We start from the raw sequence: 15,099 nt of genomic DNA on the forward strand, positions 1-15,099 counted from the left end.
GGTAACAACTCATGGGCCTGGAAGAACAGCTACCCGCCGGCATCCTGCTCGGGACGGTCGAGAAGATCGCCGGCTACGTCCGCAAGAACTCGCTGTGGCCGGCAACGTTCGGACTGGCGTGCTGCGCGATCGAGATGATGGCAACGGCCGGACCGCGGTTCGACATCGCACGGTTTGGGATGGAGCGGTTTTCGGCAACACCGCGCCAGGCCGACCTGATGATCGTGGCCGGGCGGGTGAGCCAGAAGATGGCCCCGGTGCTGCGCCAGATCTACGACCAGATGGCGGAACCGAAATGGGTACTGGCCATGGGCGTCTGCGCCTCGTCCGGCGGGATGTTCAACAACTACGCGATCGTGCAGGGCGTGGATCACGTGGTTCCGGTGGACATCTACCTCCCCGGCTGCCCGCCCCGCCCGGAGATGCTGTTGTACGCAATTCTCAAGCTGCACGAGAAGATTCAGGAAATGCCGCTCGGCGTGAACCGCGAGCAGGCCATCGCTGAAGCCGAGCAGGCGGCACTGGGCGCCCGGCCCACCATCGAGATGCGTGGGCTGCTGCGATGAGCTCGCCGGAACAGGACCCTAAGGTAGCCGCCAGCGAAGTAGGCGGCGCGGTGCCCTCGTCCGACGAAGAAGTGATCAACGTGCGCCGCGGCATGTTCGGCATTTCGGGTTCGGGCGACACCTCCGGTTACGGACGCCTGGTGCGGCAGATCACGCTCCCGGGCAGTAGTCCCCGGCCGTACGGCGGTTATTTCGACGATGTGGTCGACCGGCTGGCCGATGCATTGAAGGCCGGTGACATCAAATTCGAAGACGCGATCGAGAAAGTCGTCGTCGACCGCAACGAACTGACGTTGCACGTGCGCCGGGAGGCGCTGCCCCATGTCGCCCAACGCCTGCGCGACGAACCCGAATTGCGCTTCGAGATGTGCCTGGGCGTCAGCGGGGTGCACTACCCGCACGAGACCGGCCGCGAATTGCACGCCGTGTACCCGTTGCAGTCGATCACGCACAATCGCCGGGTCCGGCTGGAAGTGTCTGCGCCCGATGGTGATCCGCACATCCCGTCGCTGTACGGCATCTACCCGACCAACGACTGGCACGAGCGCGAGACGTACGACTTCTTCGGCATCATCTTCGACGGGCACCCGTCGCTGACCCGCATCGAGATGCCCGACGACTGGCACGGCCATCCGCAGCGCAAGGACTACCCGCTCGGCGGTATTCCCGTCGAGTACAAGGGAGCACAGATACCCCCGCCCGACGAGCGGAGAGCGTACAACTAATGAGCACAATCACTGACTCGACGCACGATGGTGGCGCCGAAACTGTCGTCGTCGCCGGCGGACAGGACTGGGGGCAGGTCGTCGAGGCCGCCCGTGCCGCGGATCCCGGTGAACGCATCGTCGTCAACATGGGCCCTCAGCACCCGTCCACCCATGGGGTGTTGCGGTTGATTCTCGAGATCGAAGGTGAGACCGTCACCGAGGTCCGCTGCGGAATCGGCTACCTGCACACCGGAATCGAGAAGAACCTCGAATACCGGTACTGGACGCAGGGTGTCACGTTCGTGACCCGGATGGACTACCTGTCACCGTTTTTCAACGAGACCGCCTACTGTCTTGGTGTCGAGAAGCTGCTCGGCATCACCGATGAGATCCCGGAGCGGGTCAACGTCATCCGCGTGATGATGATGGAGCTCAACCGGATCTCCTCGCATCTGGTCGCGTTGGCCACCGGCGGCATGGAGCTGGGCGCGATGACGCCGATGTTCGTTGGCTTCCGGGGACGCGAGATCGTCTTGACCCTGTTCGAAAAGATCAGTGGGCTGCGGATGAACAGCGCCTACATCCGCCCCGGCGGGGTGGCGCAGGACTTGCCGCCGGGCGCCGAAGCTGACATCGTCGAGGGCCTCAAGGGGCTCAAGCAGGTGCTGCGCGAAATGGGTGATCTGCTCAACGAAAACGCCATCTGGAAAGCGCGCACCGAGGGCGTCGGCTATCTCGACCTGACCGGCTGCATGGCGCTGGGCATCACCGGACCGATCCTGCGTGCCACCGGCTTGCCGCACGACCTGCGCAAGAGTGAACCCTACTGCGGGTACCAGGACTACGAGTTCGACGTGATCACCGCCGACACGTGTGACGCCTACGGGCGCTACATGATTCGCGTCAAGGAAATGTGGGAGTCGATCAAGGTTGTCGAGCAATGCCTGGACAAGCTGAAGCCGGGACCGCACATGGTGGAGGATCGCAAGATCGCCTGGCCCGCCGACCTGAAGGTAGGACCCGACGGCATGGGTAATTCGCCCGAGCACATCGCCAAGATCATGGGCGGCTCGATGGAAGCCTTGATCCACCACTTCAAGTTGGTCACCGAGGGCATCCGGGTGCCGGCCGGCCAGGTCTACAGCGCGGTGGAATCACCCCGCGGAGAGCTCGGCGTGCACATGGTCAGTGACGGCGGAACCCGGCCTTACCGAGTGCATTACCGGGATCCGTCCTTCACCAATCTGCAGTCGGTCGCCGCGATGTGCGAGGGCGGTATGGTCGCCGACCTGATCACCGCGGTCGCCAGCATCGACCCGGTCATGGGTGGAGTCGACCGATGAGCGCACCGGTGGGAGGCTCCCCGGGCTCGGGCGAGCGGGTGTTCATCCGGCTGGGACCGCCGCCCGAAGAACCCAACCAATTCGTGACCGAGGGTGCGCCGCAGTCGTATCCGCCGGAGGTCCGGGCGCGGCTGGAGGTCGAAGCCAAGGAGATCATCAGCCGCTATCCCGACAAGCGCTCCGCGTTGTTGCCGTTGCTGCACCTGGTCCAGGCAGAGGATTCCTACCTGACACCGGCCGGCCTCGAATTCTGCGGCGAGCAAGTCGGATTGACCGGCGCCGAGGTGTCGGCGGTGGGTAGCTTCTACACGATGTACCGACGCGGCCCGACCGGCGATTACCTGGTCGGCGTCTGCACCAACACGCTGTGTGCCGTGATGGGTGGCGACGCCGTGTTCGACTCCCTCAAAGAGCATCTCGGCATCGGCAACGACGAGACCACCGACGATGGCTCGGTCACGTTGCAGCACATCGAATGCAACGCGGCATGCGACTTCGCGCCCGTGGTGATGGTCAACTGGGAGTTCTACGACAACCAGACACCGGAGTCGGCGCGCGAGCTTGTCGACTCGTTGCGGACCGGCAAACCCAAGGCGCCCACCCGCGGCGCGCTGTGCAAGTTCCGCGAGACCTCACGGATTTTGGCCGGCCTGCCCGACGAGCGCCCCGACGAAGGCCAGGGCGGTGCCGGCGCGGCCACTTTGGCCGGGCTGCAGGTCGCCAAGGAGAAGGGCATGGAAGCCCCGCCGGCTCCCGGAGGCAACTCATGACCACCCCGCTGACCCCGGTCATCAGCCGCTACTGGGACGACCCCAAGTCGTTCACGCTCGAGACCTATCAGCGTCACGACGGCTACCAGGCGCTGAAGAAGGCCCTGAAGATGGAGCCCGACGCGGTGATTGGGGCCGTGAAGGACTCGGGCCTGCGCGGTCGCGGCGGCGCCGGCTTCTCGACCGGCACGAAGTGGTCGTTCATCCCGCAGGGCGACTCCGGCCCGGCCGCCAAGCCGCACTACCTGGTCGTCAACGCCGACGAGTCCGAACCCGGTACGTGCAAAGACATTCCGCTGATGCTGGCGACGCCCCACCTACTGGTGGAAGGCGCCATCATCGCCTCCTACGCCATCCGGGCCAGCCACGCCTTCATCTACGTGCGCGGCGAAGTGGTGCCGGTGCTGCGCCGGCTGCAGAACGCGGTCGCCGAGGCTTACGCTGCAGGCTATTTGGGCCGCGACATCGCGGGCTCGGGCTACGACCTGGAGCTGGTGGTGCACGCCGGTGCGGGCGCCTACATCTGCGGCGAGGAAACCGCACTGCTGGAGGGTCTGGAGGGCCGGCGCGGGCAGCCCCGGCTACGCCCGCCGTTCCCTGCCGTGGCCGGGCTTTACGGCTGCCCCACGGTGATCAACAATGTCGAGACCATCGCCAGCGTGCCGCCGATCATTCTCAACGGCGTCGAATGGTTCCGGTCGATGGGCAGCGAGAAATCGCCCGGCTTCACGCTGTACTCGCTGTCCGGACACGTCACTCGCCCCGGTCAGTACGAGGCGCCGCTGGGCATCACACTGCGCGAATTGCTCGACTACGCCGGCGGCGTCCGCGCCGGGCACCGTCTGAAGTTCTGGACACCGGGCGGCTCCTCGACGCCGCTGCTGACCGACGAACACCTCGACGTGCCACTGGATTACGAGGGCGTGGGCGCGGCCGGCTCGATGCTGGGTACCAAGGCGCTGGAGATCTTCGACGAGACCACCTGCGTGGTGCGCGCGGTGCAGCGCTGGACGTACTTCTACAAGCACGAGTCGTGCGGCAAGTGCACGCCGTGCCGCGAGGGCACGTTCTGGCTGGACCAGATCTACACACGGCTCGAGACGGGCAAGGGCACCCACGAGGATCTCGACAAATTGCTGGACATCTCCGATGCGATCCTCGGAAAGTCGTTCTGCGCGTTGGGCGATGGTGCGGCCAGCCCGGTGATGTCGTCGATCAAGTATTTCCGCGACGAGTACATCGCCCACGTCGAAGGGGGCGGCTGCCCGTTCGACCCACGAGATTCCATGCTGACGGCAGGGCCGAATGGCCGGAAAGAGACACAGCCCTGATGACTAGCGCGGCCAAAACCGAGACCGGTGGCGAAACAACGCCGCCCGACATGGTCAAGCTGACCATCGACGGCACTGAGATCACAGTTCCCAAGGGGACTCTGGTGATCCGGGCGGCCGAGTTGATGGGCATCCAGATTCCGAGGTTCTGCGACCACCCGCTGCTCGACCCGGTCGGCGCGTGCCGACAGTGCATGGTCGAGGTGGAGGGGCAGCGCAAGCCCATGGCGTCGTGCACCATCGTGTGCACCGACGACATGGTGGTGCGCACCCAGCTCACCTCCGAGGCCGCGGACAAGGCCCAGCACGGTGTGATGGAACTGCTGCTGATCAACCACCCGCTGGACTGCCCGATGTGCGACAAGGGTGGCGAATGCCCACTGCAGAACCAGGCAATGTCCAACGGCCGCAGCGATTCTCGTTTCGAAGACGTCAAGCGCACCTTCGCCAAGCCGATCAACATCTCCTCGCAGGTGCTACTTGACCGCGAGCGGTGCATCCTATGTGCGCGCTGCACGCGGTTCTCCGAGCAGATCGCCGGCGATCCGTTCATCGACATGCAGGAGCGTGGTGCCCTGCAGCAGGTCGGCATCTACGCGAACGAGCCGTTCGACTCCTACTTCTCGGGCAACACCGTGCAGATCTGCCCGGTGGGCGCGCTGACCGGCACCGCGTACCGATTCCGGGCCCGCCCATTCGATCTGGTCTCCAGCCCCAGCGTGTGCGAGCACTGCGCGGGCGGCTGCGCCGAGCGCACCGACCACCGGCGCGGCAAAGTGCTGCGCCGGCTCGCCGGCGACGACCCCGAGGTCAACGAGGAGTGGAACTGCGACAAGGGCCGGTGGGCATTCCGCTACGACACCCAGCCCGACGTGCTCACCACTCCCCTGGTCCGGGACGCCGACGGCACGCTGCAACCCGCGTCGTGGGCGCACGCGATCGTGGCCGCAACGCAGGGATTCGAAGCAGCGCGCGGGCGCACCGGTGTGCTGGTCGGCGGCCGCGGTACCTGGGAAGACTCCTACGCCTATTCGAAGTTCGCACGAATTGTGTTGGACACCAACGACATCGACTTCCGTGCTCGCCCATCGTCGGCCGAAGAGGCGGAGTTCCTCTCGGCACGCATCGCGGGCCGCCAGCTCACGGTCACCTTCTCCGATCTGGAATCGGCGCCGGTGGTTGTGCTGGTCGGCTTCGAGCCCGAGGACGAGGCGCCAATCGTATTCCTTCGGCTGCGCAAGGCCGCCCGCAAGCGCGGCGTGCCGATCTACGCGGTCGCTCCGTTCGCCACCCGTGCCCTGACGAAGATGTCGGGCCGGCTGCTGCAAACCGTGCCGGGTGCCGAACCAGTCACGCTGGACGGCCTGGCCGGCGGCGAGGTCGGCGAGCTGCTGTCCAAGCCCGGAGCGGTCATCATGGTCGGCGAACGGCTGGCCACGGTACCGGGCGGATTGTCCGCGGCGGCCCGCCTCGCGGATGCCACCGGGGCCCGGCTGGCCTGGGTGCCGCGGCGCGCCGGCGAACGTGGCGCGCTGGAAGCCGGGGCACTGCCCGGGCTGCTGCCCGGCGGTCGCCTGGTCGCCGACGACGCCGCCCGCGCAGAGGTGGCCGCGGCGTGGAACGTCGACGAATTGCCTTCTGCCCCAGGGCGTGACGTTGACGGCATTCTGGCCGCAGCGACGGACGGAAGCCTGGGCGCGCTGCTGGTCGGCGGTATCGAGCCCGCCGACTTCGCCGATCCGGATGCCGTATTGGCCGCGCTGGATGCCGCCGACTTCGTCGTCAGCCTGGAACTGCGGCACAGTGAGGTCACCGAACGAGCCGACGTGGTGTTCCCCGTCGCGCCCACCACACAGAAGGCGGGCGCATTCGTCAACTGGGAAGGCCGATTCCGGCCCTTCGAACCCGCGCTGCACGGCAGCACCCAACGAGCCACTCAGTCCGACCACCAGATCCTGGACACGCTGGCCGACGAAATGGGTGTTTACCTTGGCATGACCGGCGTCCAAGCGGCCCGCGAGCAGGTCGCGGCGCTGGGCAACTGGGAGGGCGATCGCGCAAGTGGCGCAACGGTTGAAGCTCCGCAGCCACCGCAGCCCGGGCAAGGCGAAGCCGTGCTCACCGGCTGGCGCATGATGCTCGACAACGGCCGGGCCCAGGACGGCGAACCGTATCTCGCGGGGACGGCACGCAAACCCGTGGTCCGGCTGTCGGCCGGGACCGCGACTGAGATCGGCGCGGCCGAGGGCGACACGGTCACGGTCAGCACATCGCGCGGATCAATCAGCCTGCCGCTGAACATCACTGACATGCCCGACCGGGTGGTGTGGCTACCGCTGAACTCACCGGGCTCGGCGGTGCAGCGGGACCTGGGTGTGACCGTCGGCAACATCGTGCGAATCGGAGTGGCTTCATGACGGACACGTTGAGCGCCTTCGGACACGACACGTGGTGGCTGGTGCTCGGCAAGGCGCTGGCCATTTTCGTCTTCTTGATGCTGAATGTGCTGCTGGCAATCCTGCTCGAGCGCAAGATACTTGGCTGGATGCAGCTGCGGCCCGGCCCCAACCGGGCGGGCCCCTGGGGCGCCCTGCAGAGCCTGGCCGACGGAATCAAGCTGGCGCTCAAGGAAAGCATCACGCCCCGCGGCGTCGACTGGTTCGTCTACATGGCGGCGCCGGTCATCTCGACGATCCCGGCGTTCACCGCGTTCTCGTTCATCCCGTTCGGGCCCGAGGTCTCGGTGTTCGGTCACCGCACGCCGCTGCAGCTGACCGACACGCCGGTCGCGGTGCTGTTCATCCTCGGGCTGTCGGCGATCGGCGTCTACGGCATCGTGTTGGGCGGCTGGGCATCCGGTTCCACCTACCCGCTGCTGGGCGGGGTGCGGTCCACCGCGCAGGTCATCTCCTACGAGGTGTCGATGGGCCTGTCGTTCGCGGCCGTCTTTTTGTTCGCCGGCACCATGTCGACGTCGGGAATCATCAAGGCGCAGGACGGCGTTTGGTACATCTTCCTGCTGCTGCCGTCGTTCATCATCTATCTGATCTCGATGGTCGGTGAGACCAACCGTGCCCCCTTCGACCTGCCGGAGGCCGAGGGTGAGCTCGTCGCGGGCTTCCACACCGAGTACTCGTCGCTGAAGTTCGCGATGTTCATGCTGGCCGAATACGTGAACATGATGACGGTTTCGTCGCTTGCCACGCTGATGTTCTTCGGCGGCTGGCACGCGCCCTGGCCGCTCAACATGTGGGACGGCGCCAACACCGGCTGGTGGCCGGTGCTCTGGTTCACCCTCAAGATGTGGGTCTTCCTGTTCATCTACATGTGGCTGCGAGCCAGCCTGCCGCGGCTGCGTTATGACCAGTTCATGGCGCTGGGCTGGAAGTTGCTCATCCCCGCGTCGCTGGTGTGGGTGCTGATCGCGGCGATCATCCGCACGCTGCGCGACGAGGGCTACGTGCACTGGACTCCCCTGCTGGTAGTCAGCAGCCTCGTCTTCGCGGTCGTGCTGATCATGTTGCTGCGCAAGCCATTCAGCACTACACCCGCCAACCGCGCGCTGGCCCGGGAGTTACGCAAGCGTGGCGACGCGCTACCACCGCCACCGTCATTCCCGACACCACCGATGCCCCCCAAAGTTCTGACGTCGTCAGTCGGTGCGAGCAAGGAGAAGGCACATGGCTAAATTCCTCGACGCCGTCGCCGGATTCGGCGTGACATTCGCCGCGATGTTCAAAAAGACTGTCACCGAGGAGTATCCGGAGAAGCCCGGCCCGGTCGCCCCGCGCTATCACGGCCGTCATCAACTCAACCGTTACCCCGACGGCCTGGAGAAGTGCATCGGCTGCGAGCTGTGCGCCTGGGCCTGCCCGGCCGACGCGATCTACGTCGAGGGTGCCGACAACACCGACGAGGCAAGGTTTTCCCCGGGTGAGCGGTACGGCCGGGTCTACCAGATCAACTATCTGCGTTGCATCGGCTGCGGTCTGTGCATCGAGGCCTGCCCGACCCGGGCGCTGACGATGACCAACGACTACGAGATGGCCGACGACAACCGCGCCGACCTGATCTACGAGAAGGACCGGCTGCTGGCGCCGCTGCTGCAAAACATGCTGGCACCGCCGCACCCGCGCACCGAGGGTGCCACCGATAAGGACTACTACCAGGGCAACGTCACCCCGGATGGCCTGCGGCAGAACCAGAACGCGGGAGACGCGCGGTGACGACCACCGTGCTTGCCACCAACCTGGCAACCGATGCCATCGTTCGGACCTCCACCGGCGAAGCGGTGGCCTTCTGGCTGCTGGGCGCCCTGGCCGTGATCGGTGCGATCGGAGTGGTCACCGCCGTCAACGCCGTGTACTCGGCGATGTTCCTGGCGATGACGATGATCATCCTGGCGATCTTCTACATGATCCAGGACGCGGTGTTCTTGGGTGTGGTGCAAGTCGTCGTCTACACCGGCGCGGTGATGATGCTGTTCCTGTTCGTGCTGATGCTGATCGGCGTGGACTCCGCGGAGTCACTGAAGGAAACGCTGCGCGGACAGCGCGTCGCCGCGGTGATCACCGGACTCGGATTCGGCATCTTGCTGGTCGCGGCGATCGGCAAGATCGCGACCGGCGGCTTCGTCGGACTGACCACCGCCAATGCCAACGGCAACGTCGAAGGCCTGGCGTTCCTGATCTTTTCGCGCTACCTGTGGGCGTTCGAGCTGACCAGCGCGTTGCTGATCACCGCCGCGGTCGGGGCGATGGTGCTGGCGCACCGCGAGCGTTTCGAACGCCGCAAGACCCAGCGCGAACTCTCCGAGGAGCGGTTCCGCACCGGCGGCCGGCCGACCCCGCTGCCCAACCCCGGCGTGTATGCACGCCACAACGCGGTCGACGTCGCCGCCTTGCTGCCCGACGGCTCGTACGCGGACGACTCGGTGTCGACCATGCTGCAAACCCGAGGCGCAGACGGCAAACACACCCCCCGGCAGCAGCAAGCCATCAAAGGCGGTACGTCATGAATCCCGCTAACTACCTTTACCTTTCGGCGCTGCTGTTCACGATCGGAGCCGCGGGTGTGCTGTTGCGCCGCAACGCCATAGTGATGTTCATGTGCGTCGAGTTGATGCTCAACGCCGTCAACCTGGCCTTCGTCACCTTCGCGCGCATGCACGGCCACCTGGACGGTCAGATGATCGCGTTCTTCACGATGGTGGTGGCCGCGTGCGAGGTCGTCATCGGCCTGGCCATCATCATGACGATTTTCCGTGCCCGCAAATCGGCGTCCGTCGACGACGCGAACCTACTCAAAGGCTAAGAACGCCAAGATGACACACATGACGTGGCTGTTGGTGGTACTGCCGCTGGCGGGCGCCGCCATCCTGTTGTTCGGCGGGCGGCGCACCGACGCGTGGGGACATTGGCTGGGCGTGCTGGCCGCGCTGGGGGCATTCGGAGTCGGTGCCACGCTGCTATCGGAATTGCTGAGCCGCGACAGTGAGCACCGCGCCATCCACCAGACGGTGTTCACCTGGATTCCGGTCGACCAATTCCAGGTCGACTTCGGACTGCAGATCGACCAGCTGTCAATCTGTTTCGTGCTGCTGATCTCCGGGGTGGGATCGCTGATCCACATCTATTCGGTCGCCTACATGGCCGAAGACCCGGACCGCCGAAGGTTTTTCGGCTATCTCAATCTCTTCCTGGCCTCGATGCTGCTGCTGGTCGTCGCCGATAACTACCTGGTGCTCTACGTCGGCTGGGAAGGCGTCGGTCTGGCGTCCTATCTGCTGATCGGTTTCTGGTACCACAAGCCGTCGGCGGCCACGGCCGCCAAGAAGGCGTTCGTGATGAACCGGGTCGGTGACGCCGGCCTGGCCGTCGGGATGTTCATGATGTTCAGCACCTTCGGCACCCTGTCCTACGCCGGGGTTTTCGCCGGTGCGCCCGCCGCCAGCAAGGGCGTGTTGACCGGGATGGGGTTGCTGCTGCTGCTGGGCGCATGCGCGAAGTCCGCGCAGGTCCCGCTGCAAGCCTGGTTGGGCGACGCGATGGAGGGCCCGACGCCAGTGTCCGCGCTGATCCACGCCGCGACCATGGTGACCGCCGGTGTGTACCTGATCGTGCGGTCCAACCCGCTCTACAACCTCGCTCCCGGAGCACAACTGGGCGTGGTGATTGTCGGCGCCGTCACCTTGCTGTTCGGGGCGTTCATCGGCTGTGCCAAAGACGACATCAAGCGGGCGCTCGCCGCGTCGACGATGAGCCAGATCGGTTACATGGTGCTGGCCGCGGGACTCGGTCCCGCCGGATACGCGTTCGCGATCATGCACCTGCTCACACACGGCTTCTTCAAGGCCGGCTTGTTCCTCGGATCGGGCTCGATCATTCACGCGATGCACGAAGAACAGGACATGCGCCGCTACGGTGGGCTGCGCGCCGCCCTGCCCATCACCTTCGTCACCTTCGGTCTGGGCTACCTGGCAATCATCGGCGTACCGCCCTTCGCGGGCTTCTACTCCAAGGACGCCATCATCGAGGCAGCGCTGGGCGCCGGCGACCTGCGCGGCTACACGCTGGGCGCGGCGGCGCTGCTGGGCGCGGGTATCACCGCGTTCTACATGACCCGGGTGATGCTGATGACCTTCTTCGGCGAAAAGCGTTGGGCGCCAGGCAGTCACCCACACGAAGCGCCCGCCCTGATGACTGGGCCGATGATCCTGCTCGCGTTCGGCTCGGTATTCGCCGGCGGCCTGTTCGCCATCGGAGGCACCCTGCCGCACTGGCTGGAACCGGTCGTCGGCGCGCACGAGGAAAGCACACACGCCCTTCCGGCCTGGATCAGCACCACGCTCGCACTCGGTGTTGTCGCGGTCGGCATCGCGGTGGCTTACCGGAAGTACGGCAGGGCGGAGATCCCCAGAGTGGCTCCCGTTCAGGTGTCCGTACTTACCACCGCCGCGCGAAGAGACCTCTACGGCGACGCCTTCAACGAGGAGGTATTCATGCGCCCTGGCGCGCAGTTGACCGACGCGCTGGTCGAAGTCGACGACGCGGGGGTGGACGGCTCGGTCAACGCGCTGGCCGCGCTGGTCGGCCGGACCTCGAATCGGTTGCGGGGCCTGCAAACCGGTTTCGCGCGCTCCTATGCGCTGTCGATGCTGGCGGGCGCCACCCTGTTGGTCGCCGCGATCCTGGCGGTGCAACTGTGGTGACTAACGTTCCGTGGCTGAGCGTGTTGTGGCTGGTCCCGCTGGCCGGTTCCATCCTGATCATCCTGATGCCTCCCGGCCTGCGGCAGCTGGCCAAGTGGACCGGCGTGGTCGTCAGCATCCTGACGCTGGCGGTCGCACTCGTGGTCGCGATCGGTTTCAAAACCGGCGGCGCCCCTTACCAATTCCTGGAAAAGCATCCCTGGATTCCGTCCTTCGGCGCCGGCTACAACCTCGGCGTGGACGGCATCGCGGTGATCCTCGTGCTGCTGACCGCGATCCTGATTCCGCTGCTGCTGGTCGCGGGCTGGAACGACGGCGGCGAGGGCACCCGGGGCGTACACGCCTACGTCGCCTTGACGCTGGCCATCGAGTCGATGGTGCTGATCTCGGTGGTCGCGCTGGACGTGCTGCTGTTCTACGTGTTCTTCGAGGCCATGCTGATCCCGATGTACTTCCTAATCGGCGGGTTCGGCAAGGGAGCCGGGCGATCGCGGGCCGCGGTGAAGTTCTTGCTGTACAACCTGTTCGGCGGTCTGATCATGCTCGCCGCGGTGATCGGTCTGTACGTGGTCACCGCCCAGCACGGTTCGGGCACATTCGACTTCCGTGAAATCGTGACCGGCATCTCCTCGGGCCGCTTCGCCGGCGTGGACCCCGCGGTGTTCAAGGCACTGTTCCTGGGCTTCATGTTCGCGTTCGCCGTCAAGGCCCCGCTGTGGCCGTTCCACCGCTGGCTGCCCGACGCGTGCGTCGAGGCCACTCCGGCGACCGCGGTCCTGATCACCGCCGTAATGGACAAGGTCGGCACCTTCGGAATGCTGCGCTACTGCCTGCAGCTATTCCCTGATGCGTCAACGTATTTCCGTCCGCTGATAGTGACGCTGGCCATCGTCGGGGTGATCTATGGCGCGGTCGTCGCGATCGGCCAGAAAGACATGATGCGCCTGATCGCCTACACCTCGATCTCGCACTTCGGCTTCATCATCGCCGGCATCTTCGTGATGACGACGCAGGGACAAAGCGGTTCGACGTTGTACATGCTCAACCACGGCCTGTCCACGGCGGCGGTGTTCCTGATCGCCGGATTCCTGGTCACCCGGCGCGGCAGTAGGTTGATCGCGGACTACGGCGGTGTGCAGAAAGTGGCGCCGATTCTGGCCGGCACCTTTCTGGTCTCGGCCATGGCCACTCTCTCGCTGCCCGGCCTGGCACCGTTCATCAGCGAATTCCTGGTCCTGTTAGGCACTTTCAACCGGTACTGGCTGGCGGGCACGTTTGGGGTGACCGCACTGGTGCTGGCGGCGATCTACATGCTGTGGCTCTACCAGCGGGTGATGACCGGTCCGGTGGCCGAAGGCAACGAACGAATCACCGATCTGCGGCTGCGCGAACTGGTCGTCGTCGCACCGTTGATGGCGCTGCTGTTCGTCCTCGGCGTCTATCCCAAGCCGGTGCTCGACATCATCAATCCCGCTGTGGACCACACCATGGTCACGATCAACCAGCATGATCCCGCGCCGACCGTGACCCGTCCGGTTTTGCGGGCAACCCCCGGTACAGCCGAAGGACCGCACCAATGACCCTTCCCACTCCGAGCGTCGAGTACTTCCTGCTGTGCCCGATGCTCATCGTCTTCGGTATCGCGGTGGTCGGAGTACTGGCTGAAGCGTTCCTGCCCAGGAACATTCGCTATGTCTCGCAGGTGACGCTGGCCCTCGGTGGTTTGATCGCGGCGTTCGCTGCGGACATCGTGGTCAGTCGCTCGCTTCCGGCGTCCGGTCGCAGCGGGGTGTTGGGGGCGGTGGCCATCGACCGCCCGACGCTGTATCTGCAAGGCACCGTGGTGCTGGTGGCCCTGCTGGCCGTCATCTTCATCGCCGAACGCACCAACGTCGCCGCCACCGCCAACAAGGTGAAGGTAGCCGCGGGGGTTTCCACCGTTTCGGGATTGGATGCCTTTACCCCGCAGGCATCGGCGGTCCCCGGAAGCGACGCCGAGCGTGAGGCCGAACGGGCCGGGGCCACGCAGACCGAACTCTTCCCGCTGCTGATGCTGTCGGTCGGCGGCATGATGGTGTTCCCGGCGGCCAATGATCTGCTGACGATGTTCGTCGCGCTGGAAGTGCTGTCGCTGCCGCTGTATCTGATGTGCGGGCTGGCGCGTCACCGTCGGCTGCTGTCGCAGGAAGCGGCGATGAAGTATTTCCTGCTGGGCGCCTTCTCGTCGGCGTTCTTCCTCTACGGGGTGGCGCTGGTCTACGGCGCGACCGGAACGCTGTTGCTGCCGGGCATCCGGGATGCGCTTGCGGCCCACGGTGATAGCTCGATGGCGTTGGTCGGTGTCGCGCTGTTGTCGGTCGGCCTGCTGTTCAAAGTGGGTGCGGTGCCGTTCCACTCGTGGATTCCCGACGTGTACCAGGGTGCACCCACGCCGATCACCGGGTTCATGGCGGCGGCCACCAAGGTCGCGGCATTCGGTGCGCTGCTGCGAGTCGTCTACGTCGCACTGCCGCCGCTGCACGAGCAATGGCGTCCGGTGCTGTGGGCGATCGCGATCCTGACCATGGCCGTCGGCACCGTGACCGCGGTCAACCAGGCCGACGTCAAACGCATGCTGGCCTATTCGTCGGTCGCCCACGTCGGTTTCATCCTCACCGGTGTGATCGCCGACAACCACGCCGGTCTGGCGGGCACTCTGTTCTACCTGGTGGCCTACAGCTTCAGCACGGTCGGCGCGTTCGCGATCGTCGGCCTGATTCGCAACTCCGACGGTGTCGAGGACGCCACGCTGTCGCACTGGGCGGGACTCGGGCAGCGTTCTCCCATTGTGGGCGTGATGCTTTCGATGTTCCTGCTGGCCTTCGCCGGTATCCCGTTGACCAGCGGCTTCATCAGCAAGCTGACGGTGTTCCAGGCCGCCGCGCAGGGCGGCGCCGTGCCGTTGGTCATCATCGGTGTGATCGCCAGCGGCGTCGCCGCCTATTTCTATGTGCGGGTGATCGTGCTGATGTTCTTCACCGAACCGACCGACGACACGCCTGCGGTCGTCGCGCCGGGGATCCTGAGCAAGATCGCGATCGCGCTGTGCGCCGCAATCACCGTGATTCTGGGGATCTTCCCGCAACCGCTGCTCGATCTCGCGGATCACGCCGCACAGTTGTTGCAGTAACTC

General features: G+C 65.6%; 12 protein-coding genes and 1 pseudogene. All 13 read left to right on the forward strand.

The features are described from left to right. Positions 1 to 11: 11 nt before the first annotated feature. The 13 genes and pseudogenes from ACAG21_RS09475 to nuoN all read left to right on the forward strand — a co-directional run bounded on the left by ACAG21_RS09475 (position 12) and on the right by nuoN (position 15,096). The gene (locus ACAG21_RS09475; RefSeq protein ID WP_036467525.1) at positions 12 to 566 is read left to right on the forward strand and encodes an NADH-quinone oxidoreductase subunit B family protein; all 555 of its coding nucleotides are present in this window, start codon (positions 12 to 14) and stop codon (positions 564 to 566) included. Next, positions 563 to 1,291: an NADH-quinone oxidoreductase subunit C gene (locus tag ACAG21_RS09480; protein WP_370495745.1), complete on the forward strand. Its 729-nt coding sequence runs from the start codon at positions 563 to 565 to the stop codon at positions 1,289 to 1,291. Before ACAG21_RS09475 ends, ACAG21_RS09480 begins: the two co-directional genes overlap by 4 nt. Continuing rightward, positions 1,291 to 2,616 (forward strand): NADH dehydrogenase (quinone) subunit D, encoded by a 1,326-nt coding sequence (gene nuoD / locus ACAG21_RS09485; RefSeq protein WP_370495747.1) that lies wholly within the window; start codon positions 1,291 to 1,293, stop codon positions 2,614 to 2,616. The genes ACAG21_RS09480 and nuoD overlap by 1 nt, the downstream gene beginning before the upstream one ends. After that, positions 2,613 to 3,386, forward strand: coding sequence for an NADH-quinone oxidoreductase subunit NuoE (gene nuoE, locus ACAG21_RS09490; RefSeq protein ID WP_370495749.1), 774 nt, complete (start codon positions 2,613 to 2,615; stop codon positions 3,384 to 3,386). The genes nuoD and nuoE overlap by 4 nt, the downstream gene beginning before the upstream one ends. Further along, a complete protein-coding gene (nuoF, locus tag ACAG21_RS09495) occupies positions 3,383 to 4,717 on the forward strand; it encodes an NADH-quinone oxidoreductase subunit NuoF (protein ID WP_370495750.1) in 1,335 nt (444 codons plus the stop codon). The genes nuoE and nuoF overlap by 4 nt, the downstream gene beginning before the upstream one ends. Further along, positions 4,717 to 7,134, forward strand: a complete 2,418-nt coding sequence (locus ACAG21_RS09500) for an NADH-quinone oxidoreductase subunit G (RefSeq protein WP_370495752.1) — start codon at positions 4,717 to 4,719, stop codon at positions 7,132 to 7,134. The genes nuoF and ACAG21_RS09500 overlap by 1 nt, the downstream gene beginning before the upstream one ends. An 8-nt stretch (positions 7,135 to 7,142) precedes the next feature. Next, positions 7,143 to 8,405: an NADH-quinone oxidoreductase subunit NuoH gene (gene nuoH / locus ACAG21_RS09505; protein WP_370495907.1), complete on the forward strand. Its 1,263-nt coding sequence runs from the start codon at positions 7,143 to 7,145 to the stop codon at positions 8,403 to 8,405. Beyond that, positions 8,389 to 8,943, forward strand: a pseudogene (nuoI, locus tag ACAG21_RS09510) (NADH-quinone oxidoreductase subunit NuoI); the annotation flags it as partial. The gene nuoH and the pseudogene nuoI, both read left to right, overlap by 17 nt. Before the next feature lie 23 nt (positions 8,944 to 8,966). Next, entirely contained in the window at positions 8,967 to 9,734 is a 768-nt protein-coding gene (locus ACAG21_RS09515) for an NADH-quinone oxidoreductase subunit J (protein WP_370495908.1), read from the forward strand. Then, positions 9,731 to 10,030 carry an NADH-quinone oxidoreductase subunit NuoK gene (gene nuoK / locus ACAG21_RS09520; protein WP_008259456.1) on the forward strand — a complete coding sequence of 100 codons (300 nt, stop codon included), beginning with the start codon at positions 9,731 to 9,733 and terminating at the stop codon, positions 10,028 to 10,030. Before ACAG21_RS09515 ends, nuoK begins: the two co-directional genes overlap by 4 nt. 10 nt (positions 10,031 to 10,040) lie before the next feature. Next, a complete protein-coding gene (gene nuoL, locus ACAG21_RS09525) occupies positions 10,041 to 11,927 on the forward strand; it encodes an NADH-quinone oxidoreductase subunit L (RefSeq protein WP_370495754.1) in 1,887 nt (628 codons plus the stop codon). After that, entirely contained in the window at positions 11,924 to 13,507 is a 1,584-nt protein-coding gene (locus ACAG21_RS09530; protein ID WP_370495755.1) for an NADH-quinone oxidoreductase subunit M, read from the forward strand. Before nuoL ends, ACAG21_RS09530 begins: the two co-directional genes overlap by 4 nt. After that, on the forward strand, positions 13,504 to 15,096 hold the full coding sequence (nuoN, locus tag ACAG21_RS09535; RefSeq protein WP_370495758.1) for an NADH-quinone oxidoreductase subunit NuoN: 1,593 nt from the start codon (positions 13,504 to 13,506) through the stop codon (positions 15,094 to 15,096). The genes ACAG21_RS09530 and nuoN overlap by 4 nt, the downstream gene beginning before the upstream one ends. Positions 15,097 to 15,099: the final 3 nt, after the last annotated feature.

The sequence above is a fragment of the Mycobacterium sp. pR1184 genome (assembly GCF_041287235.1).
Taxonomy (GTDB): Bacteria; Actinomycetota; Actinomycetes; order Mycobacteriales; family Mycobacteriaceae; genus Mycobacterium.